22 protein-coding genes, 1 tRNA gene and 1 pseudogene are annotated in these 21650 nt (G+C 27.0%); 13 read left to right on the forward strand and 11 right to left on the reverse strand.

Features of this window, described 5'->3' with window-relative positions; all coding sequences use genetic code 11:
* From BM020_RS10015 to BM020_RS04095, 5 genes and pseudogenes are all read right to left on the reverse strand, one after another.
* Positions 1-166 (reverse strand): annotated as a pseudogene (locus BM020_RS10015) (ISNCY-like element ISM1 family transposase); the annotation flags it as partial.
* 89 nt (positions 167-255) lie between these two features.
* Positions 256-543, reverse strand: coding sequence for a flavin reductase (locus tag BM020_RS04080; RefSeq protein ID WP_074798322.1), 288 nt, complete (start codon positions 541-543; stop codon positions 256-258).
* A gap of 144 nt (positions 544-687) precedes the next feature.
* Positions 688-1026: a NifB/NifX family molybdenum-iron cluster-binding protein gene (locus BM020_RS04085; protein WP_074798324.1), complete on the reverse strand. Its 339-nt coding sequence runs from the start codon at positions 1024-1026 to the stop codon at positions 688-690.
* A 55-nt stretch (positions 1027-1081) separates the two neighbouring features.
* Positions 1082-2662, reverse strand: a complete 1581-nt coding sequence (locus BM020_RS04090) for a ClC family H(+)/Cl(-) exchange transporter (protein ID WP_067145328.1) — start codon at positions 2660-2662, stop codon at positions 1082-1084.
* Between the two features lie 195 nt (positions 2663-2857).
* Complete coding sequence (locus BM020_RS04095) at positions 2858-4165, reverse strand: prephenate dehydrogenase (RefSeq protein WP_067145330.1); 1308 nt, start codon at positions 4163-4165, stop codon at positions 2858-2860.
* Between the two features lie 278 nt (positions 4166-4443).
* On the opposite strand from BM020_RS04095, the gene BM020_RS04100 reads away from it, so the two are divergent.
* The 3 genes from BM020_RS04100 (at position 4444) to BM020_RS04110 (ending at position 7305) form a co-directional block, all read left to right on the forward strand.
* Positions 4444-5505: an mRNA surveillance protein pelota gene (locus BM020_RS04100; protein ID WP_067145331.1), complete on the forward strand. Its 1062-nt coding sequence runs from the start codon at positions 4444-4446 to the stop codon at positions 5503-5505.
* Between the two features lie 151 nt (positions 5506-5656).
* A complete protein-coding gene (locus BM020_RS04105; RefSeq protein ID WP_067145333.1) occupies positions 5657-6613 on the forward strand; it encodes a cell wall biosynthesis protein in 957 nt (318 codons plus the stop codon).
* A gap of 146 nt (positions 6614-6759) precedes the next feature.
* Entirely contained in the window at positions 6760-7305 is a 546-nt protein-coding gene (locus tag BM020_RS04110) for a nitroreductase family protein (RefSeq protein WP_067145335.1), read from the forward strand.
* Between the two features lie 179 nt (positions 7306-7484).
* Here BM020_RS04110 and BM020_RS04115 read toward each other — a convergent pair whose 3' ends face one another.
* The 5 genes from BM020_RS04115 to BM020_RS04135 form a co-directional block, all read right to left on the reverse strand.
* Positions 7485-8867 (reverse strand): FAD-dependent oxidoreductase, encoded by a 1383-nt coding sequence (locus BM020_RS04115; protein WP_234970511.1) that lies wholly within the window; start codon positions 8865-8867, stop codon positions 7485-7487.
* A 306-nt stretch (positions 8868-9173) separates the two neighbouring features.
* Positions 9174-10007 (reverse strand): ATP-binding cassette domain-containing protein, encoded by an 834-nt coding sequence (locus tag BM020_RS04120; protein ID WP_067145337.1) that lies wholly within the window; start codon positions 10005-10007, stop codon positions 9174-9176.
* Position 10008: 1 nt separating this feature from the next.
* Positions 10009-10704, reverse strand: coding sequence for a cobalt ECF transporter T component CbiQ (gene cbiQ, locus BM020_RS04125; protein ID WP_067145339.1), 696 nt, complete (start codon positions 10702-10704; stop codon positions 10009-10011).
* Positions 10705-10739: 35 nt separating this feature from the next.
* On the reverse strand, positions 10740-11027 hold the full coding sequence (locus BM020_RS04130; RefSeq protein ID WP_067145341.1) for an energy-coupling factor ABC transporter substrate-binding protein: 288 nt from the start codon (positions 11025-11027) through the stop codon (positions 10740-10742).
* Between the two features lie 10 nt (positions 11028-11037).
* On the reverse strand, positions 11038-11703 hold the full coding sequence (locus BM020_RS04135; RefSeq protein ID WP_067145343.1) for an energy-coupling factor ABC transporter permease: 666 nt from the start codon (positions 11701-11703) through the stop codon (positions 11038-11040).
* A gap of 431 nt (positions 11704-12134) precedes the next feature.
* Between BM020_RS04135 and BM020_RS04140 the strand changes: the two genes are divergently transcribed.
* The 7 genes from BM020_RS04140 (at position 12135) to BM020_RS09310 (ending at position 17377) form a co-directional block, all read left to right on the forward strand.
* Entirely contained in the window at positions 12135-12383 is a 249-nt protein-coding gene (locus BM020_RS04140; RefSeq protein WP_067145345.1) for a HypC/HybG/HupF family hydrogenase formation chaperone, read from the forward strand.
* A 174-nt stretch (positions 12384-12557) separates the two neighbouring features.
* Positions 12558-13052, forward strand: a complete 495-nt coding sequence (locus BM020_RS04145; protein WP_067145347.1) for a TIGR00295 family protein — start codon at positions 12558-12560, stop codon at positions 13050-13052.
* Between the two features lie 234 nt (positions 13053-13286).
* The gene (locus tag BM020_RS04150) at positions 13287-14198 is read left to right on the forward strand and encodes a DUF5591 domain-containing protein (protein WP_074798326.1); all 912 of its coding nucleotides are present in this window, start codon (positions 13287-13289) and stop codon (positions 14196-14198) included.
* 335 nt (positions 14199-14533) lie between these two features.
* Positions 14534-14824: an iron-sulfur cluster assembly protein gene (locus tag BM020_RS04155; protein WP_067145350.1), complete on the forward strand. Its 291-nt coding sequence runs from the start codon at positions 14534-14536 to the stop codon at positions 14822-14824.
* A 129-nt stretch (positions 14825-14953) separates the two neighbouring features.
* A tRNA-Ile gene (locus tag BM020_RS04160) sits at positions 14954-15028 on the forward strand.
* Between the two features lie 288 nt (positions 15029-15316).
* Positions 15317-15820, forward strand: coding sequence for a TrpY family transcription regulator (locus BM020_RS04165; RefSeq protein ID WP_067145351.1), 504 nt, complete (start codon positions 15317-15319; stop codon positions 15818-15820).
* A 411-nt stretch (positions 15821-16231) separates the two neighbouring features.
* The gene (locus BM020_RS09310) at positions 16232-17377 is read left to right on the forward strand and encodes a hypothetical protein (protein WP_234970512.1); all 1146 of its coding nucleotides are present in this window, start codon (positions 16232-16234) and stop codon (positions 17375-17377) included.
* Positions 17378-17534: 157 nt separating this feature from the next.
* Here BM020_RS09310 and BM020_RS04175 read toward each other — a convergent pair whose 3' ends face one another.
* The gene (locus BM020_RS04175; protein WP_074798328.1) at positions 17535-18440 is read right to left on the reverse strand and encodes a coenzyme F420-0:L-glutamate ligase; all 906 of its coding nucleotides are present in this window, start codon (positions 18438-18440) and stop codon (positions 17535-17537) included.
* A 261-nt stretch (positions 18441-18701) separates the two neighbouring features.
* Between BM020_RS04175 and BM020_RS04180 the strand changes: the two genes are divergently transcribed.
* From BM020_RS04180 to BM020_RS04190, 3 genes are all read left to right on the forward strand, one after another.
* Positions 18702-19271: a pyruvate kinase alpha/beta domain-containing protein gene (locus BM020_RS04180; protein ID WP_067145357.1), complete on the forward strand. Its 570-nt coding sequence runs from the start codon at positions 18702-18704 to the stop codon at positions 19269-19271.
* Between the two features lie 454 nt (positions 19272-19725).
* On the forward strand, positions 19726-20892 hold the full coding sequence (gene ftsZ / locus BM020_RS04185; protein WP_067145359.1) for a cell division protein FtsZ: 1167 nt from the start codon (positions 19726-19728) through the stop codon (positions 20890-20892).
* A 463-nt stretch (positions 20893-21355) separates the two neighbouring features.
* Complete coding sequence (locus tag BM020_RS04190) at positions 21356-21535, forward strand: protein translocase SEC61 complex subunit gamma (RefSeq protein WP_067145361.1); 180 nt, start codon at positions 21356-21358, stop codon at positions 21533-21535.
* Positions 21536-21650: the final 115 nt, after the last annotated feature.

Here is a 21650-nt window from a genome sequence, read left to right on the forward strand (position 1 = left end):
TTTCATCTAAAAATAGTTTTTGATTATTATTTTTAATTTTTGGTCTTTTATTGAGCCTTTTCTCAATAATTTCATTGGGATTTATTTTTTCATTTTTAAAATCAAAAAGTTTAAGTTGTATGAAGTTTATATTAGTATTGAGGACAAATTTGTTTTGTTTAGTCATAAAATATTATTTGTCCTCACTTATTTAAGTAATTTACTATTTTTAAATCCTTTATTTCAAAATTAAAGAAAAAAATAACCTATTTTTATTTAACGAAGAAAAAAATAAAAAAATAAAAAAAGCCTATAAAATTTTACAGTCTCATTTATTGTTGGAAATCCAATAACAAATTCTTTAGTTTCTAAAATGTCATCAAGTGTTTTTCTTTTTTTAGTTGAGTTAATTGCTATCATTAAACATGGTGGCAAGTGGCTAGACATAGTAGCAAATGCAAGAGTACATGCATCTGCTTTTCCATCACTATCATAAGCTGAAGCTATTACTGCAGGGGCAGGATACATCATAGACCTTGGTTTTAAATTTATTTTTTTAGACATTTTTCACCTATTATTTTTCATATATTTAGAATAATTTAATAGACATTTTTCACCTATTATTTTTCACATATTTAGAATAATTTAATAGACATTTTTCACCTATTGAGAATAATTTAATGTTTGGATTCTTATCTAGCTCTATTTCTAGATTTTAATATTCTTCATAAAATTTACATGGTCTATATAGTTTCTCAATGCTTCTTCAACAGTACCTTCATCTTTTACTAATTTTAAGCCAAAATCTCCTGCATGCATTTGAGCCTTTACACCAAATTGTTGACAAATCGCAACTTCACAATCTTTTATAGCATCAATAATTTTTGGGTTTTGATGCTTGGTATATGATTCAATTTCAACAGTTCTTTTATCTATAAATTCAAATTCATCTTTTTCTTCATGGTATTCATAAACATATAATGAATGTGCTTTTCCAAAATGTAAATCTAAATCTTCTCCATTTGATGAAGCAACAGCTATTCTCATATTTTCACCTTTTATGATATTTAATAAGTATTAAATTGGTTTTTTAATAGTTATCTTATTTAACTTGTTCTTTTTTCCAGTTCTTATAGATTAAAGATTCGATTTCTTGATTATCATCTAAGTAGGTATTTTGATTCATAATAATGAATAATTCATCAGCATACTTTAATCTTAAATATTCATCTGGAATTAAAGTATTCCCGCTTCTTACAACAGATACGACCATTGCAGATTTAGGTATTGGAAGTTCCCAAACCTTCTCTCCAATTAATGCACAGTCCATTGGGACAACATACTCTTCTAATACGCTTTTTGTTTTATCGAAGTCAATTCCTTTATTCTTTTTAAGTAATCTCATAAGTAAAGTTTCATAAATCGGATCATTACCTAAAATGGTTGGTATGATATATGCAAGTACAACTACAACAATCATTGCAACTAGAGAATTTGTAACTCCAGTCATCTCAGCAATGAGAATAACTGCTGTTATTGGAGTTCTAACAGAACTTGCAAACATCGCTGCCATTGAAATCATAATAAATTTATATGCTATAAGAGGATTTAATCCAAAGAGGGGGATTACAATTGCACTGAATATTGCACCAATATAAGCTCCAATTACAAGAACTGGGTAGAATATTCCTCCTGGGGCACTAGAACCAAAACAAAAGATTAAAAGCAAATATTTTCCAATTAAAAGAACGATTAAAACAGATAATGGAGGTAAACTTAGCTCAATTAAACTCATCATTGAGTATCCTCCGCCAAGTATTTCAGGTAAAAAGAGACCTACAAGTCCAGTTACAAGGAACACTATTATAAATTTCACCTCCAATGGCAGGAAACTTAACTTATCCCACATTTTGGAGGTTTTAATCATTCCAACATTGTAAATATATCCTAAGATTCCAATAAGAATTCCTAAAACTATTAATAACCAGTAATAGTTTAATGGAAGATTTAATGATGTAAATGGGAATATCGGGCTTTGTCCAAAGAACAATTTAGATACTAAATCTGCTACAAGTGCTGAAACTAAACCTACAATAACAATTGATCTGTCAAAACCTTTGTTAATTTCTTCTAATGTAAAGATAAATCCTGCAAGAGGTGCGCTGAAAGTAGCTGCAAGTCCTGCTCCACTTCCACATACTAAAAGACGTTTTTCATCAGTTTTACTGTTTGGCAAATATTTTGACACTCCCTTTGCAGCCATAGCTCCTAGTTGTACAGATGGGCCTTCTCTTCCTAAGGAAAGCCCTCCAAGTGCAGTAAGGGTCCCTGCAATAAATTTAGCTATTAATGTTTTCCACCAGCAAACATCAAAGTATCCTTTTACCTCTCCCATAACTTGAGGTATACCACTTCCAGAACTGTCTGGACTCCATTTAATAAGAAGTGCTGTTATTAGCCCCATAAGTGCAAGTATGGAGAACCATGCAATTGTTAGTAAAAAATCTCCCTGTATATATTTTAAAGTAGAAAATAAGATATTTTCAGAATTATCTAATCCAAATCTATAAAGAGACACTACAAAACCTGAGAATAAACCGATTAATATAGCTTCTATAATTAGTTTGATATAATATTTTGGGTTTTCCACATTCAAACCTAATGTTTGTTTAATCATTTTCATAGCTTAATCTCCGACTTTATTTTATTAGTATCTTATTATTTTATAGTATCAGTCTTATTATTTTATAATAATATTATTATTTTATAGTATCAGTCTTATTATTTTATAATAATATTATTATTTTATAGTATTAATCTTATTATTTTACTATTAGTTTATTAGAAAATATTTTTATTTGGTTTTATTTGATAATTTTTATCTGCTAATTCCACCAAATCCTTTTAATACTTTTTTACACTCTTTAGTTGACTCTTTGCTTAATGATTTAATTTTAAAAGTATAACTAATCTCATTTTCTTTTATAGGGCTTCCTTTGTAAACATCAATTATTTCTACATCAATAATATCTTCAATTCTTTTTAAAGTATCTTTAATGATATGTGGATTTGAAGCTCTACTAAAGATAGAGCTAATATCCATTGTGTAAATTTTTTGATTGTTAATTTTCCATTGGAATAATTCTTCTTCATTTAAAATTTCTATATTAGCTATTTTTAATTTTTTAAGTTTTTTATTTGCATCTTCTAAATGTGCGAAGTCTAAATCAATTTTTTTAAGTGTTCCTACATGTATTTTTCCAGAGTAAATATGCTTTAGCCCTATTTCACATCCAATAGATTGTTGGAGTATATTGTATTCTTGTGTAAGTGAATTTATTGCTTTATCACTTCTACCTAATGCTGCTTGAATGTCTCCCATATGTTTAGTTGCCTTTAGTGCAATTTCAACGAATTTATCTTCATCTTCATTTGTTAAAGCATCTTTTAATTCTACAATTGAGTCAAATAGAGCTTGTCTAATTTTTTCTCCACGTTTATTTTCATGTTGGATTGAGTAGGTAAGATATGGATTTTGAGATACAATTCTTGCTATTGTATCAATCATTAAATTATAAATTGGACTTTCATAATCTTCTGTATCCTTAAGGTTTATTTTTAATTTTTCAATTGCGGAAGCAGTTGAAATATAAGAAAAATGAGTTAAGACTTGTACAACAGCCATCATATCGTCATGATGTTCAGCTGTGGTTTCAATTATTCTCATACCTTTCTCTTCTAGGAATTTGTAGACTTTAGGATACCATTTTCCTTTTTCTATTGGTGTAAGCACTATAATTTGCCCTTTCAAATCAGTTGTTCTAGGACCAAAAACAGGGTGTGTAGGGATAAATTCAACCCCTTCATTTAAGCATTCTTTCATTTTATTACTTGGACCTTCTTTAACAGAAGTAACATCTAACATTAATGATCCATCTTTCATAAATGGAGCTAATTCTTCAATAATTTCTTCAGTATGTGAAATAGGTACAGAAATAATTACAATATCACTGTTTTGAACTATTTTTTTATTATTATTAGAATATTTAACTTTAAGCTCTTCACTTACTTTAGCTCCTACTCTAGTATCTCTTCCAGTAATTGTAACTTCAAAGTTAAGGTCTTTAAAATACCAAGCTAAGGTTTTTCCTAAACCCCTTGTTCCTCCAATAATTCCAACTTTCATTTTATTATTTCCATTAGTTTATTAAAAAATTTTAAATTAGATAATTTTTATAAGAATCTTAATTTATAATCACTTAGTTTTTATAAGAATCTTAATTTATAATCACTTAGTTTTTATAAAAACCTTAATTTATAATCACTTAGTTTTATATATTATCGATAATTATATTTTATATTGTTTTATAATAATTATATAATTATTGAATTTTTTATAATTTTTGAACTAGATTTACTAAAGAAATCTGTTATTTTAATTTATGTTATAGCTGAGGAAATTCTATGAAGATAACTTATCAAGATAAAAAGAAAGGGATTATTGAACTTCTTCCTGAAACATTAGATGATTTATGGCATTTGTCTCATATAATTGCTGAAGGAGATACTGTATATTCTAAAACAACAAGAAGAATTCAAGATAATACAGGAGATAAGTTAAGAAGTGACAGAGGAGTTAAAAAAACATTTACACTAGGTGTTTCTGTAGAAGATTTAAGTTTCCATATTTTTACAGGAAAACTTAGAATAATCGGTTCTATAATTAAAGGTCCTGAAGACTTGATTCCTCTTGGATCTCACCATACAATTGAAGCTAAGTTAAATACACCTATTAAGATTTTTAAAGAACAATGGTCACAATATGTTTTAAAAAGAATCAATCAGGCAATTGAGGCTTCTAAAAAATTATCTGCAATTATTGTAGTGTTAGAAGATGATGTAGCTGATTTTGGTTTGATGAGGCAACTTGGAATTGAGTATTATGGTCCAGTTATGGGAAATGTTTCTGGAAAACAAATTATTGATAAAAATAGAGCTAAAAATATTGAAAAATTTTATCAAAAAATTGTAGATTATATCCTTAAATTTGATAATATCCAAACTATTGTTTTAGCAGGTCCGGGGTTCTTTAAAAATGATTTTTTAAAATATTTAGAATCAAAACATGCCGATTTAGCTAAAAAGTCCATAATTGAGTCTACTGGCTCTGGTGGTCGTGTAGGTATTAATGAGGTTCTTAAAAAAGGTACAGTTGAAAAATTAGCTGCAGAAAATAGAGTTGCATTTGAAATTTCAGCTATTAATGAAATACTTCAAGAAATAGCTAAATCTTCTAATTTAGTGGTTTATGGTAAAAAACAAGTAAAAGAAGCTATTAATATAGGGGCTATTGAAAAATTACTTGTTTTAGATAATTTAATTAGAAGTGAAGATTTAGAGGAATCTATGGATATGGTAGAAAGGATGTCTGGTGAAGTGTTAGTTATAAGCAGTCAACATGAAGGTGGAAAACAACTTGAAGGATTAGGTGGTATGGCTGCTACTTTAAGGTATTCTATTTCTTAGTTTTTTAAGTACTTTTTCAGATTCTCTAAAATAAACGTTATATATTAAAAATTATAAAAATATTAATATTATATTAAAGATTATAAAATAATAATATTTTAAAAATTATAAAAACATTGTTATTATATTAGAAAATAAAAGGATTTTAAAGATGTATTTAGAATTATTTATTGTATTTATATTATCATTAATTGGAACTGGAGCTTTAAATATTATATTCCGTTTCTTAGGTAAAAGAGGCTACATAGGTAATCTATATGAATCAGTACGTGGAGGAACTCCTCGTGGGATTGGCATAGTTCCATTTATTTTAATTAGTTTATTTTTACCTGCAGGATATAACAATCTTGTTTTAGTAATGGGACTATGTGCTCTAGTTGATGATATAATGGGTAGAAGAAGAATAGCTAATTTACCTATTGAAATAGGCCAGCTTGCTAGAGGAATAGGTATGTTATGTGTTATTGGATTGGGCTATCCTCTTATGGGTGTCTCTTCTATTTTAGTTGCTTTAATGATTCAGCCATTAAATATTGCAGATATGCAACCAGGAACTGCAGTAAGTGTAGTTTCTATTATGAGTTTATTCACCATCCTTGCAGTTGTTATTATAGGTGTAGCACCTGTAGCACAGATTCCTGCATATTATGTACCCTTGCTTACTTTAATTACTTGTTTAGGTTATGCTCCTTTAGATTATTCTGGAAAGATCATGTTAGGTGAAGTAGGTAATCATAGTTTTGCCATTGCTTTAGGAATTGGTTTTTATATTCTTGGAGGATTTGTAGGAACTTTAATATTATTCATTGTAACTACTGGATTAATTGCATATATTAGAAGAGGAAACTTATCTAGATTCCTTATTAATAAATTACATATAAACAATCCAACTTTTGGTGATTTATTTATGGATGTTTTAACTGGTGGAGGTTTAGGTGATTTATTTAGAAAAATCATTCTTAGGGAGAGTCAAAAAGAAATTAGTGATAATTTATTAATTGCACTTGGATTTAGAAGGTTAATTTATAATCCATACTCTCATAATCTTGAAAGAGTAGTTGAAAAAGATGTTAGAACAAAACCTGCAGATTTAAGAAAGCTATATTAAGGTTTATTAAATTTAGGCATTTAAAGAGTTAATTTTTATTAAAGATTATATATATTATTGATTTATTAAAGGTTATTATATATTATTTAAATTATTATAAAGATATTATAGGCTTTATTTAAACAATTAAAATCATGGTGATATTTATGGCTGATATTTTTGAAGTTATTAAAAATCGTAGAAGTGTAAGAGAATATAAGCAAGAACAAATTGATGATGAAGATATTGAAAAAATATTACATGCAGCTATTTTAGCACCTACTGCAAGAGGAGAGGCTCCATGGCATTTTACTGTAATCCAAAATAAAGAACTTCTTGATGATATTAATGAATCTGTTAATAATATCTTAAGAAATTCTGGGGATGAACTTCTTGAAGCTATTGCAAAATCTGGAAAACATATAATGCATAATGCCCCAACTGTTGTAATAGTTTCTGCTAAATCTTCTGCAACCAATATGCAAGCAGATGTTTCTGCAGCTATTGAAAATATGCTTCTTGCTGCTGAAGGTTTAGACATTGGGTCTTGTTGGCTAGGTTTAATTGCAGCTTACTTCAGCATTGAAGAAAACTTGAAAAACTTACACATTCCTGAAGGCTACACTCCATTATATGGGGTTTCTTTAGGTTATAAAGTTAATGAAAACGAACCAAATCCACGTGATGATGTTTTAATTAATTGGTTAAAATAAGTAATTGCTTAAAATAATTATTTTAATCAATTCTTCTATTTTTTAAATTATTTCTATTTTTAAAGAATATTTGGATAAAATAAATCTTTATCTTATCCTTTTTTAATCATTATTTTTTATTTTTATCTATTATTTTTTCTATTTTTTATCTATTATTTTTTCTATTTTTTTTTAATCATTTACATGATTTTTAAAATTTTATAATAAGCATCTGTTGATGGATGAATTTCTAAAAAATCATCAAATGCTTCTTTTTCTATTCCCATATTCATTAAGAATGCGAGATATGCAGTATCATCAATTGAAGATGGTGAAATTGAGCTTACTTTTTCAACTTCTTCGGTCTGCTTATTCAATGAAACTTTAGTAAGTCCTGTTCCTCCACTTAAGATTCTCCAAAAGGCATGAGGCCCTGCAAGACCTGGAATAACAACATCTTTAATGTTTTCATTATCTTTACCATCAATACCTCTATTTTGTTTTTTAGCAAAACTAACATCCATATCTAATGTTAATGATTGTGGAACGATAAGATCATCAAATTTATTTAAATAACCTGCCATGTTCCTTCCTGCGGAAATTCCCTCTTTTCTTGCATAAGGGGTTAAGGTTATTCCTCCTGTAACATCACCTGCAGAATAGATATTTGGATTTGAGGTTTGGAAAAATTCATTTACTTTAATTGAGCCATCATCATTTAAGTCTACAATATCTGCTACAATTTCAGAATTAGGAACTCTTCCAGTAGCTATTAAAGTTTTACCAAGAAACTCTCCTTTATCTGTTTTAATAGAGTTTTCACTTATTTCTAAAACATTTGTATTTTCATAAATTTCCACTTCATCAATAAGTTTACTAACTACATAATCTTTAATTTCTAAATCTAAATCTTTTAAGATTTCACTTCTTGCAATGATCTTTACTTCACTTCCAAAGCTTGAAAATAAATTGGAAAGCTCAGTAGCTATTATTCCTCCACCTATTATATTTAATTTACTTGGAATTTCCTCTAGATTAAGTACATCACTACTTGTTAAGGCATGTTCTGCCCCTAGGATATTTGGAATAAATGGTCTAGCACCAGTAGCTATTAATAAATTTTCAGCTTCAAAGCTTAAATATTCTTTATTTTTATATTCTTGATTTTGAAGCTCATTATTGTTGTCTAATTTAACTGTAACTATGATTTTTTCATCTTCATTTATTTCTACACTTGCTTGGCCATAGAGGACTTTATTATTCACACTTTCATTTTCTTCCTGGTTAAGTTTACGGAGGATTTTTTGAGTCTTTTTAATATTATCACATGCAGATTTAAAGTCAAGGCTTATATCTCCATTGATAAATCCAATTTCACCAAATCTTTTATAATCTCTTAAAAAACGACTAATATCAGTTAATGCACAAACAACCATACATCCTTCATTAAGACAGGTTCCTGCAATGTAGTTCTTTTCTATAATTAAGGTTTCTTCACCTAATTTTCCAAGTTCAAATGATCCAAGTCTTCCTGCAGGACCTGCTCCAATAACAATATTTTTAATTTTTTCAATGTTTTCCATATTATCCCTTAAACTATTTTTAAATTTATTTTGGTGTTTATTAAATTAATTTTCATTATTTTTAGTTTGTTTATTTTATTATAAAGTTTTTATTAATTATTCATAGAATTATTTATAAAAATTCTATTAGCACATTATAGAAAAAGAGTTTAATTGATATAAAATTTTAAAAAGTATTATTTATATTAGTAAGTTATAGAAAAAGAGTTTAATTGATATAAAATTTTAAAAAGTATTATTAATTTTTATTTATACTAATACTTTATTAACTATATTATGAAGGTTGTTTTATGATTTTTAAAAAAATTAGTTTTTATTTAATAAGTTTAAAAACTTATCACTTGCCTCTTCAATTGTCAAAGGATAATCATTTTCCATATCAATCCCTTCACTTTCTAATCTTTGGAAAAGCTCTGTGACAATTGGTACTTTTAGATTTGCTTTTTCAAGAATTTCTGGTTGTGCAAAAATTTCTTTAGTGCTTCCTTCTGCAATTAATAAACCATCCACTAAAACAAATACCTTTTTTGCATAGTTAGGAACTAGGTCAACTTCATGAGTTGAAATAATAATTGTAATTCCTTCTTCATTAAGTTCCTTTAATAATCTAGTTAAGTCTGTTACTCCTTGAGGGTCAAGACCTGCAGTAGGTTCATCTAAAACCATTATTTTAGGTTTCATTGCAAGAATACCTGCAATAGCAACCCTTTTCTTCTGACCGCCACTTAGGTGATGAGGCGCTTTTTTCTCAAATCCGCTCATTCCTACACGAGCTAATGCTTCTGTTACTCTTTTTTGAACTTCTTCCATAGGCAAACCTAGATTTAAAGGTCCAAAAGCAACATCCTCCTCTACTGTAGGTGCAAATATCTGATCATCAGGATTTTGAAAAACAATTCCTACTTTTTGCCTAAATTTAACTAGAGATTTTTTATCATATTTTAATTCTTCACCTTCAATAAATACTTTACCTTCATCAGGCTCAAAGATACCGTTTAAATGAAGAAACAATGTAGATTTTCCAGCACCATTCTTACCTAAAAGAGCAATCATTTCTCCCTTTTCAACTTTTAAGCTAACTCCTTTAAGTGCTTGATACTTATTATTATAAGAGTATTTAATATTTTTCACTTCTAACATTTTATTCCTCCTTTTTTGGAGGTATGTACACTGGAAGCTCTCCAGTATAGCCTCTAGAATCTAAAGCATGTTGTAATGTTTCACTTTTATCTAAAGATCTTAAAAATATAGTACTTATAAGAGCACCTAAAGATCGTAATGAACTCCAGTAGGAATGATAACCTAATCTAGTTTCTTGTGCTTTTTGCATTGTATCAATTTCATTTAAAAATATGAATATTGTATTATACATTAAAAGTCCGATTTCAATAAGAATTTTAGGTACTTTCATTGTTTCTAAGCAATGGAAAATTTTTGCAATTGGTGTTGTTAAAGCAAGAAAACCTAAAGAAGGTAAACATCCAATAACTCTAAAGAATGTATACAGACCATAATGCCATGAGTTTCTAGTAACTACAATGCCAAATATTCCTGTTTCATAGATAACATCACCCTTTCCAAAGAAAAATATTAAAAAGAGACATGTTATAATAAGAAATGCAAGGGGGATTGTTAAAAATTTTAAATAGGATTTATAGTTGATCTTTGCTATAGCTAATATTACAATAGACATTAGAATAAATATAAAAATATCGAAATATAGGTTATCTAGTGCTAATGTAGCAATTAATAGGATTATTGTTAAAAACAATTTAAAATAAGGATTTGCTTCAGTTAACTTATTATTATGGGCAATATAATCTATATCAAATTTCATAAAATCACAAAAAAAGAAAAAGGGATAAAGAAGAATTATTCTTCTTTACCTTGCCCTCTCCAGTAACCAAAGAAGTAACCTATAATGATTGCTCCAATAGATGCTTGAAGAGCAAATAATAAACTTTCTATTTCGCCACTAGGTGGTTCCCATATTGATGAAAACCATGGTTCATAATCTGATGCTTCAATAGCTTCACTAGCTGCATCATCAGCTCCGCCAAAGTATCCGTCATCTTCTCCAAGACCACTAAACATTACTAATGGTGCAATGAAGATTACAATACAAATGACTGCTAAAATTATTAATGTTGATCTTTCCATATCTATCACCTTATGCTTCATTAGGAGTTAATGCATCGAGTTTATCTAATAATTTTGGTTTGTAAGCTTTTAATCTGTCCCAGATAATCACGGTTAAAATACCTTCACCAATAGCTAGTGGTATTTGGGTAACTGCAAAGATAGTTAAGAAAGTACCTAATGCTGTGCCGAATGTTGGTGCAGGGAATGCAAAAGCTAACTGGAATGAAGTCGCTACGTAAGTTAATAAGTCACCTAAAAATGCTGCAAAGAAAATTGCAATGGTTGATGAAATATTAGCTTTGGTTAAACCTTTGTATACAATCCAAGCTACAAATGGGCCTACAATACCCATTGAGAAAATGTTTGCACCTAAAGTGGTTAATCCACCATGTGCAAGTAATAATGCCTGGAAAATAAGCACGATAGTTGCTAATACTGCTGTTACAGCAGGGCCGAATAAAGCTGCAGCTAATCCATTACCACAAGGGTGAGAACAACTTCCAGTAACAGATGGTAATTTTAAAGATGATAATATGAACATGAACGCTCCACTTACAGCAAGTAAAGCCTTTGATTCAGGATTTTCATCTACGATTTTTCTAATTTGATAAATACCAAAAGCAACAACGATGAATGATATGATGAACCATATAATACACCATGTTAATGGTAAATATCCTTCCATAATATGCATAATCACGTTCCTCCAAATTGCTATCAATATAATCTGATAAATTTAACAATATTTAACTATATTTTATTTTTATTAAAGCTATATTTGTAATTTGATAAATTTAACAAGATTTAACTATATTTTATTTTTATTAAAGTTATATTGATAATAATATTATATGTTTTATTATATATAAGCTTATTTAGTAGTTTTACAAATGGATTTAGTTAAATCTAAAATTTTTATAAAATAAAAAGAACTAATGGATTTTTAAGTTTTACTTGATTTATTTTTTAGCTCTAGATTTTGTCTATTCAATTTGTTCTATAAAATAAAAATATTTATATAATGTAAAAACTAATAATAAAACTATTAAGAAAGTGATTTTGAATTAAAATAAATTTTTCAAATTGATTTAATTCATTTAAATAAAACCAGAAGGAGTTGTTGTTATGTGTATTGCTGCACCAGCTAAAATTGTAGAAATTGACAGTGAATCTAATATTTGTGCTGCAGACTTTGGAGGAGTAAGACAAAATGCAAAATTAGATCTTCTTCCAGATGTAAAAATTGGAGATTATGTTCTTATTCATGCAGGATATGCTATTGAAAAATTATCTGAGGAAGCTGCAAAGGAATCTTTAGAATCTTGGGATGAATTGTTAGAGATGCTAGAAGAAGAAGACAAGATGAAACAATGATGAAATAAGAGTTATAAAATTCTTTATTTTTTGTTTTTTTTTAATTTTCTATTTTTAATCTTTTATTTTCTTATGGATTTATTCTTTAGATGATTTTAACTATTTTTATACTATTTTTATTTTAATTTATTAAAAATTTTCAAGATTCGATTATTTTATTGAATTTGTGATTATATGGATGAAGAAATAAAATTATTAAAGGAATTTGATTGTCCTGAATGGGTAATTGAGCATTCTAAAGGAGTTTCAAGAAAGGCTTGTGAAATTGCATCTAACTTTGATGATGTAGATATGGAGCTTGTAAGAGTTGGTGGCTTATTACATGATATTGGCAGATCTAAAACTAATTCTATTGAACATGCAGTAATCGGTGCTCAAATACTTAAAAAGAGAGGATTTTCTGATGAAATAGTTAATATTGTTGAAAGACATATTGGAACTGGCCTTTCTGAAGAGGATTCAAAAGAATTAGGATTACCTATAAAATCTTATATTCCTCAAACTTTAGAAGAAAAAATAGTTTCCCATGCAGATAATCTTTTTAATGGTGTTGAGGAAGTTGGTATTGATTTTACTATTAAAAAGTGGAAAAGAAAATTAGGTGAAAATCATCCATCTATTGAAAAAATTAAAGAAATTCATGAAGAGCTTGTTTTAAGATTTGAATAGTCTTTATAAAAACTATTTTATAAATGAAATTTAAATATTTAATATGTTTATTTAATTATTTATTCAATTTTTCATTTATTTAATTATTTATTCAATTTCTTATTTATTTAATTATTAATCCAATTTTTTATTTATTTAATTATTTATCCAATTTTTTATTTATTTAATTATTTTTAATTGATTATTGATTTTTATAATTAGTTATTAATTTTATAATTTTATACGAGGAAAAGAATGAAAGTTATTTGTTCAAGTGATGAGTCATTATTTAGGCCTGAAGTAGTTAGATGGAGAGAAAGGATGTCTATGATGACACCTATAGGTGATGTAGTTGTAGTTCTCCCCTGTAGTATGAAAAAGCCATATTCTAATTCCCAATCTCATCAAAAATTTAGAAGAGCTACTAAAGGTTATCAAGAACTAATTGTAACTTCCCCATTTGGTATTTGTCCAAGAGAAATGGAAAATACATTTCCAATCCAATCTTATGATGTTGCAGTTTCTGGTGATTGGAATGAAGAGGAAATACGATTGGCTGGAGAGCTTCTTAGAGATTATGTTGGGGATAAAGCAGTAATTGCTAATGTTGATGGAGGCTATGAAGAGGTTTGTCGTGAGTATTTAGATAATTGTACCTATGTTTGTGTAGATGGTAGGCCTACATCTCCAGAGTCAATTTTTAATTTAAGAGAAGAACTTAAAAAATATCCAAAAACTAAACATAAGGATAGAGTTCTTAATGAACTTAAATCAATTGCTAAATATCAGTTCGGACTAGAAGCTGAAAAAATAATCACTGATGATGTTGTTACTAAAGGGAGATATCATAGAAATATTTATTCAAAAGGTAAGCAATTAGCCCTTCTTAATAGGGATATTGGTTTATATACTCTTAACCTTGAAGGAGCTAGAAGATTAGCTGAGCTAGGTATTCATATAGTTGAAATTGATTTTGACTTAAAAACAAATTCATTATTTGCTCCAGGTATTGTAAATGCAGATTTAACTATTCTTCCGAAAGATGAAGTTGCTGTTGTTAGAAATGATGAAATTGTAGCAGTTGGTAAAGCTGTTTTAACCGGTAAGGAAATGATGGAATCTAGAAATGGAATTGGAGTAAAAATAAGACATAGGAAGAAAAATTAGAATTAAATAAATTTTTCTATTTATTCTATTTTTTTCATTTTTTAAATAAATTTTTTCTATTTTTCCTATTTTTCCTATTTTTCATTGTTTATTCTATTAATTTTCTAATTTTATTTAATTTTTTAATATTTTTATATTAATTTTTATTATCTTAATTGATAAGCTATAAATATAATTAGAACAATAGTTATATTATTAACTTTTTGTTAGTATAAAATTTATAAGAAAAATATAGCTCTTAGTTATTTTATTCTATGCATTAATGTTATCAATTTTATTTAAAAATTTTTATAAAAAATTATTTAAATGTTATTTAAAAATATCGAGGAGATAAAATGTCTGAAGAATTAGCACTTGCTGTTAAAGATGCAGTTTCTGTTGTAAACGACCCTCACATGGGCATAAGTATTGTAGAAATGGGTATTGTACAATCTATTGCAATTGATGGTTCAACTGCAGAATTAGTTATTAAACCTACTAACCCTGGTTGTATGAGTGTTACTCGTATGGCTGCTCAAGCTAAAGCTGAAGCTTTAAAAGTTGAAGGAATTGACAAAGTTAAACTCATTATTGAAGGTCATGTAATGGCTGATTCTCTTAATGAGATGCTTAATAAAGATAATTAAGTTTTTTAAACTTAATTACTCTATTTTTTTTAATATTTTCATTGTTTTCTAATCTTTAGAATATTTATAATCAAAAGATTTATATATTACTTAACATATATCTTATAATAGTTGTATTTTATTTCGTATAGGCTAGTGGCACAGCCTGGTCAGCGCGCACGGCTGATAACCGTGAGGTCCTGGGTTCGAATCCCAGCTAGCCTACTTTTACTAATTTTATTCACTAATTTTATTTATTTACTAATTTTATTTACTTGCTAATTTTATTTACTTGCTAATTTTATTTATTTTTTAGATAATTTTACCTTTTAGTCAATTTTATCTTATTTTATTAGAATCTAGGCTATTTTTTTATTTAAAAGGTTTTTATATTTTTTACAATTTAACTTTATTATTGAATTGCACATATTTTAAATGTACATTTTTATGTATTGGTATACATTTATATACTTAAAAGTACAATATATTAATAGAGAATATATTGGTGGTACTATGTGGGGAAATTTAAATTTAAAGTTTAGTAAATATCCTGCAAGAATGACTGTAGCTCAAAAAATGTTTGAATTAGGTTTAAGAATAGCGGATGACGGAAAAATATATTGTGGGGATTTAAAAATCAGTGATTCTGCATTAGCAGCTGCAGCAAATGTTGATCGCAGAGTAATTAAATCTACTGTAGATGTTATTATTGCAGATGATGAATTGTATGAAATATTTTCAAATATTATTCCAGCAGGAACATTAATAAAAAATATTGCAAAGAATTTAGATTTGGGTGTTATTGAGATAGAAGCTGGTGAAAAAAGTGATGGTGTCTTAGCTAATGTAGCTTGGATAATGAGTAAGCATAATATAAGTATCCGTCAAGCATATGCCGGAGACATTCAACTGAAGACAAATCCTGTCTTAACAATCATTACAGAAGACCCTATTCCTGGAGAACTTTTAAGTGAATTCATTAAAGTGGAAGGAGTTTTAAAAGTTTCTATTCTGTAATTCATTCATTTTTTTAGATAGATTATATACAATCGGCAATAAGCTTGAAAGTATGATTTGTTCTTATATAAAGACCATTCAGTAAAATTAAATGCTAGTAAAATTATACCCTTCTTAAATAAAGAAAACTAATTTTAATCTTAATTTATAAGATTTATAAATAAATTTGGCTAAATCAATATGGTATTTCAACATCAGAATAGATATTTCTATAAAAACATTACATTTATTAATATAGTGTGTATATAAATATAGATATAATGTAATTTATTAAATTATTTACCATAATGAGTAATTTTTATTAAATTTTAATTTTCTATTAAATTGCTTATTTTCAGATTTTAAATATTAATTTAAGTTTTTTAAAGATTTTTATTATAAAATTTAAGATTCTATAAGGAAGACTATATTATGTTAAGAGATCCTATTATTCAAAATTTATTTCCGGAAATATTTGAATTTGAAGAGGCTGTAGATATTATCGGATGTCTTAAAGAATGGCCTAAAAGTAGATTATGTGCTGATAAGGATATTGCTAGAAAAACTAAAATAGATATTAAAACAGTTAAAGATGTTCTTAAATTGCTTGAAAATAATAATTTTGTTTATCCTGTAAAAGTTAATGAGGTTTGTATAAAGTTAATTAAACATTTTAGATCTGGTAAACTTTCTCATGAAGAGATGGCTAAAAAAGTTAAATTAGATGTAAAAATTGTAGATCAATTCATTGAAGAGAACGAATCTCTTTTAGAAGAAACTAAAAAAACATACTGTCAAAAAACCTTAAAAACTTTAAATGACAATTTAAATTCTTTAATTAAAGGAGAAAAAAAGGACGAAAGAGATAAAAAGGATAAAAAAGGAAAATCTTCTGAAGACAATAAAAAAGAAGATGAAAAGGACGATGTAGTTGGAGATGAATCTTCTGAGGATGATAAAAAAGTTATCAATGAAGATAAAGAATCTGAAGAACTAGTAATTAAAGAAGCTGTTGATGTTTCAGAAGAATTTGAAGAAAAAGAAAAAGCTACTAAAAAGCCTAAAGCTGGAAAATCTAAAAAAGAGAAAACTACTAGAAAAAGAGCAGTTAATCAAAAATTTTGGTATCTTACTTTCGATGAGACAATTGAATGCCTTAAAAATGGATATACAACAGATGAAGAAATCTCTGAAGAAATCAGTTGTAAGTTAAATATAGTGAGAAAAATTCTTTATAAACTATATGATATGCGCTTAGCAAGTTATAAGAGAGATAAAGATAAAGAAACTCAATGGTATACTTATGATTGGAAATTTAGTGAAAATGAGTATAAGAAATTAGAATTTAATTTAGCAAGTTCAGAACTTAAGAGATTAAATGCTGAATTGACATATGAAGAAAACAATATGTTCTTTGTTTGCCCATTTGGCCATTACCGTCTTGACTTTGAGGATGCTTCAACTGTTGAATTCTTATGTCCAGAATGTGATGTTGACTTAGAATTCGAAGACAATCAGGAAAAAATAGATAAGAAAAAAGAAGAAATTAAAGTTCTTGAAGATATAATTTCCAGTTAATCTCTTTATTTCTATCTTTTTTATTTTTTATTTTTATATATGATTCATAACTTTTTTTTTAAATCATTTTTATCATTATATAATTTATAACTTTTTTTTAAAATCAATTTAATCTTTATATAATTCATAACTTTTTTTTTAAAATCAATTTAATCATTTATTCTATTTTTCTAATTAAAACTGCAGGTGTATGAATAATAGAATCTAATGATTTAAGACTAATTTCATTAGTATCAGAATTTAAAACCTTTTTCACACTATAAATAGTTTCCATTGCTGTAGATAATGATTTTTGATAATCTTCTGCAATATTTGCTATCTTAATAGCTTCATCAACATCTATTTCTCTTGAACAAGCAAGGGGAGTTGATCCTAAATTTTCAGATAACTGGCCTAATGTGTATCCAAAAACACCTTTATTTGCTTCAATACCTGGAATAGCTATTGGAAGACCTGTGAAATATTTATTTCCTTTCTTATATGTCGCATCGGTATCTATAATTAAAGTGATTATTGTATTTTCTGTTTTATTTTTTATATTTTCTGTAATTTCCTTAGCTACTTTTTCAGGATTCTCTGGAAGTAAAGATACATATGTTCCTGGTGCATTACTTAAATCGATTCCAGCTTCTGAAGCAGGTTTTAATGCATGTTTCCAACCATATAAATCTAAAACAAGCTCTTTATGTCTTTCAGATTCTTCTTCAGGAAGTTTTCTTAAATTTTTAATAGTTCTTTCTTTTATTCCAAGAATAGGTCCTAAAATGTATCCCCAGAAGTATTTACTCCAATATTTAGCTAAAAATTTAGCTTTATAAGATGCTGTATAATTAGCTTCATCAACTAACCTTCCTTGAGATACAGAAATAGGTGTTTCTGCAATAACTAAATAATCATTTTCTTCAGATAATTTAGAAATCTCCTCTATCATAAAATTTATACTTTCATTAGGTTTTATATAATGTGTTTCAATCGGAATAACTTGATATCCTTTAATTTCAACATATTTATATCTTTGCCCTTCTTTAGTTTCTGATTCTCTATAATTTGGATTAGTTGTCATAGTATCTTAAATTGTTCTTTAATAAAAAGTAGATAAAAAATAAATCAAAGGTAAATGAATAGTTACCATTAATAAATAATAAATAATTATCATTAATAAATAAAATAATTTTATATTAGTAAATATATAACTATTATCGTATATATTTATATAACAAAATTAGAGTTTTTATAGGTATTATCGTATATATTTATAGAGTTTTTATAGGTATTATCGTATATATTTATATAACAAAATTAGAGTTTTTATAGGGGAATTATTATGGAAAAATCAATTACTTATTTTGAAAAACCAGGTCCTATTAATACTGATGCTATTATAGGACTTGTAAAGGAAAGATTGAGAGAATCAGATATTAAATATGTAGCAGTTGCCTCTTCTACTGGTGTGAGTGCTTTAAAACTCAATCAGGCATTAAAAGATTTAGATATAACTATTGTAAACTGTTCTCATCATGCAGGCTTTAAAGAAGTAAATAAAACAAGAATATCAGCTGAAACTAGAGCTCAACTTGAAGATGAAGGAATAGTCACTTTTATAGGGTCTCATGCTTTAAGTGGTGTTGGTAAAAGTATTTCTAAAAAATTTGGAGGGATTACTCCTGTAGAAATCATTGCTTCAACTTATAGAACAATTTCTCAAGGTTTTAAAGTATGTGCTGAGATTACTATTATGCTTGCTGATGCAGGATTAATTCCTGTTGGTGAAGAGGTAGTAGCTATTGGTGGAACTGGTAGTGGATTAGATACTGCTGTTGTTATGACTGCAGCTAATATGACTAATGCCTTTGATATGAAATTCCATGAAATCATAGCTATGCCAAGACCTTAAATTTTTGATTTTATTTTAAAAATTTTTTTATTTTTTTAGGATACCATTTTTATTTTTTAGATTTATTTTTTTAGAATTATCAATTAGTATTTATAGAAATTAAGGTTCTAGAAATTAAGATTTTTAAAACCACTGGAATCTATTATTTTTTCTTATTATTTTTAAATTTAATTGAAAATAGTTATATACTTTAAAATTTATAATATGAATACAAATTTATAATATTATTTTAAAAATTTTTAATTTTTTAAAACAGTTTAATAGAATTTTATTGTTATGTTTCTCAAATATCAAACAGTTTTTTGTATTATAAACTAGTTTTTTATCCTATATTTATTTTATTTTTTTTATGAATTTTTCCATTTACATTTAAATATTACTTTTAACATAATTAATAAATAATTTATACTTATTATAAATAATTTCAAATAATCAATAATTGTGGGGTTTACTCGTGAAATTTATAGATGAAGCAATTAAAGGGTCAGAAGAAACTATTGAAAATTCTGTTCCTAAAAATTCAAATGATAATTTAGACGAAGAATTATTAAAAATCATTGAAGGAAGTCGTGCTGACATTATTGTAGTTGGTTCTGGTGGAGCTGGAAATAATACTATTTCAAGATTAAATGAAATTGGTATTGAAGGTGCAAAAACTATTACTGTAAATACTGATGCTCAAGATTTATTCTACAGCAGTGCTGATAAAAAATTACTTTTAGGTAGACAAACTTGTGGTGGTCTCGGTGCTGGTGGAGAACCTACCGTAGGTGAAGAATCTGCTGAAGAAAGTGAAGAAGATATTAGAGAAGAATTAGAAGGAGCTGACATGGTCTTTGTTACCTGCGGTCTTGGTGGTGGAACCGGTACTGGTTCTGCTCCGATAATTTCTAAAGTAGCTAAAAAATCTGGTGCTTTAACTGTTGCTGTAGCTACCATGCCATTCTCTGCTGAAGGTGTAAAAAGAAGAGAAAATGCAGAAATTGGTTTAGAAAAACTTCAAGAAAATGCAGATACTGTAATTGTTATTCCTAATGATAAGTTATTGGAAGTTGCTCCTAACCTTCCTATAAACAAAGCTTTCATGGTTTCAGATGAAATCTTAGGAAGAGCTGTTAAAGGAATCACTGAATTAATTACCAAACCAGGACTTATTAGTTTAGACTTTGCAGATATCAGTTCCATTATGAAAGGTTCTGGTATGGCTATGATTGGTATGGGAGAATCAGAATCTGGTGATAGAGCTATTGAATCTGTACATGAAGCATTAAGCAGTCCTTTATTAGACATTGATATTTCCAATGCTAAAGGTGCTTTAATTAACATTTCAGGTGGTTCTGACTTGACCTTAAATGAAGCTGAAAAAATCGTACAAATTGTCGGTGACAGATTAGATCCAGAAGCTAACATCATTTGGGGAGCTCAAATCGATGAAGAGTTACAAAATATGATAAGAACTACTATCGTTGTTTCTGGTGTAAAGTCTCAATATACTATAGAACCTGAAAATGATGAATTCGAAGAAATCGATTTCAATGAAGAATTTGAAGGTACTGCTTTAGCAAATAATGAAGATGCTCCTACAGACCCTTTAGATGAGTTCTTAGATGGCATATTTTAGTCAAGTTTTAGCCTAAGCTTATGGATTGGCCCATAAATATTGACTAAAATTTTTTTTTAAAAAACCATACACTTTAAAAAAATCGGCCAATTTTTTTTAAATTTCTTTAAGTTAATACTTAAAGATTTTTTTTATTTTAATTTATTCATATATTTGAAAAATTCTATTTTTACCAGTTTTTTATAAATTTATTAATTCTTTTATTTTTTAATATTTTTATGCAAAGATTTATTAATGTAATTAAATAAAACTTATTATATTATTATAAATTAAGATTAAAATTAAGTCTTACTATTAAAGTAAATTTTATTAAAACTTTATATGATTAATAAATTAAAGGATTTTAATTAAAATTTATTAAAACTTTATATGATTAATAAATTAAAGGATTTTAATTAAAATTTATTAAATTAATTATTAACTTAACTTATCAACTTATCTTTTATATATGTAGGGATTTTCAATGAATATTAAAGAAACTACTAATGATTTTATAAAACAAAGTAAAAGAGTTTTAAAAGTAGCTAAAAAACCAGATCGTGAAGAATTTTTTGATTTTTCTAAAGTTACTGCAATAGGTATTGCTATTATTGGAGTAATTGGCTTTGTCATGGTTTTAATTGGTCAATTATTAGGTTTATAATTAATAAAAATATTAATTTAACTTATTATTTTTATTCAAATTTTTATAAGCATATATTTTAAAATATTTTTTTAAATATTTTTATTCAAATTTTTATAAGCATATATTTTAAAAT

The sequence above is a fragment of the Methanobrevibacter olleyae genome, from assembly GCF_900114585.1.
Taxonomy (GTDB): Archaea; Methanobacteriota; Methanobacteria; order Methanobacteriales; family Methanobacteriaceae; genus Methanobrevibacter; species Methanobrevibacter olleyae.

Bases quoted from the DNA above. Each gene is read 5' to 3' on its own strand.
- BM020_RS04145 (WP_067145347.1), top strand. From the start codon at position 12,558: ATGGATGAAGAAATAAAATTATTAAAGGAATTTGATTGTCCTGAATGG.
- BM020_RS04175 (WP_074798328.1), bottom strand. From the start codon at position 18,440: ATGACAACTAATCCAAATTATAGAGAATCAGAAACTAAAGAAGGGCAA.
- BM020_RS04140 (WP_067145345.1), top strand. From the start codon at position 12,135: ATGTGTATTGCTGCACCAGCTAAAATTGTAGAAATTGACAGTGAATCT.
- BM020_RS04115 (WP_234970511.1), bottom strand. From the start codon at position 8,867: ATGGAAAACATTGAAAAAATTAAAAATATTGTTATTGGAGCAGGTCCT.
- BM020_RS04120 (WP_067145337.1), bottom strand. From the start codon at position 10,007: ATGTTAGAAGTGAAAAATATTAAATACTCTTATAATAATAAGTATCAA.
- BM020_RS04110 (WP_067145335.1), top strand. From the start codon at position 6,760: ATGGCTGATATTTTTGAAGTTATTAAAAATCGTAGAAGTGTAAGAGAA.
- BM020_RS04180 (WP_067145357.1), top strand. From the start codon at position 18,702: ATGGAAAAATCAATTACTTATTTTGAAAAACCAGGTCCTATTAATACT.
- BM020_RS04165 (WP_067145351.1), top strand. From the start codon at position 15,317: ATGTGGGGAAATTTAAATTTAAAGTTTAGTAAATATCCTGCAAGAATG.
- BM020_RS04150 (WP_074798326.1), top strand. From the start codon at position 13,287: ATGAAAGTTATTTGTTCAAGTGATGAGTCATTATTTAGGCCTGAAGTA.
- BM020_RS04130 (WP_067145341.1), bottom strand. From the start codon at position 11,027: ATGGAAAGATCAACATTAATAATTTTAGCAGTCATTTGTATTGTAATC.
- BM020_RS04105 (WP_067145333.1), top strand. From the start codon at position 5,657: ATGTATTTAGAATTATTTATTGTATTTATATTATCATTAATTGGAACT.
- BM020_RS04085 (WP_074798324.1), bottom strand. From the start codon at position 1,026: ATGAGAATAGCTGTTGCTTCATCAAATGGAGAAGATTTAGATTTACAT.
- BM020_RS04095 (WP_067145330.1), bottom strand. From the start codon at position 4,165: ATGAAAGTTGGAATTATTGGAGGAACAAGGGGTTTAGGAAAAACCTTA.
- BM020_RS04155 (WP_067145350.1), top strand. From the start codon at position 14,534: ATGTCTGAAGAATTAGCACTTGCTGTTAAAGATGCAGTTTCTGTTGTA.
- BM020_RS09310 (WP_234970512.1), top strand. From the start codon at position 16,232: ATGTTAAGAGATCCTATTATTCAAAATTTATTTCCGGAAATATTTGAA.
- BM020_RS04090 (WP_067145328.1), bottom strand. From the start codon at position 2,662: ATGAAAATGATTAAACAAACATTAGGTTTGAATGTGGAAAACCCAAAA.
- BM020_RS04190 (WP_067145361.1), top strand. From the start codon at position 21,356: ATGAATATTAAAGAAACTACTAATGATTTTATAAAACAAAGTAAAAGA.
- BM020_RS04100 (WP_067145331.1), top strand. From the start codon at position 4,444: ATGAAGATAACTTATCAAGATAAAAAGAAAGGGATTATTGAACTTCTT.
- BM020_RS04135 (WP_067145343.1), bottom strand. From the start codon at position 11,703: ATGCATATTATGGAAGGATATTTACCATTAACATGGTGTATTATATGG.
- cbiQ (WP_067145339.1), bottom strand. From the start codon at position 10,704: ATGAAATTTGATATAGATTATATTGCCCATAATAATAAGTTAACTGAA.
- BM020_RS04080 (WP_074798322.1), bottom strand. From the start codon at position 543: ATGTCTAAAAAAATAAATTTAAAACCAAGGTCTATGATGTATCCTGCC.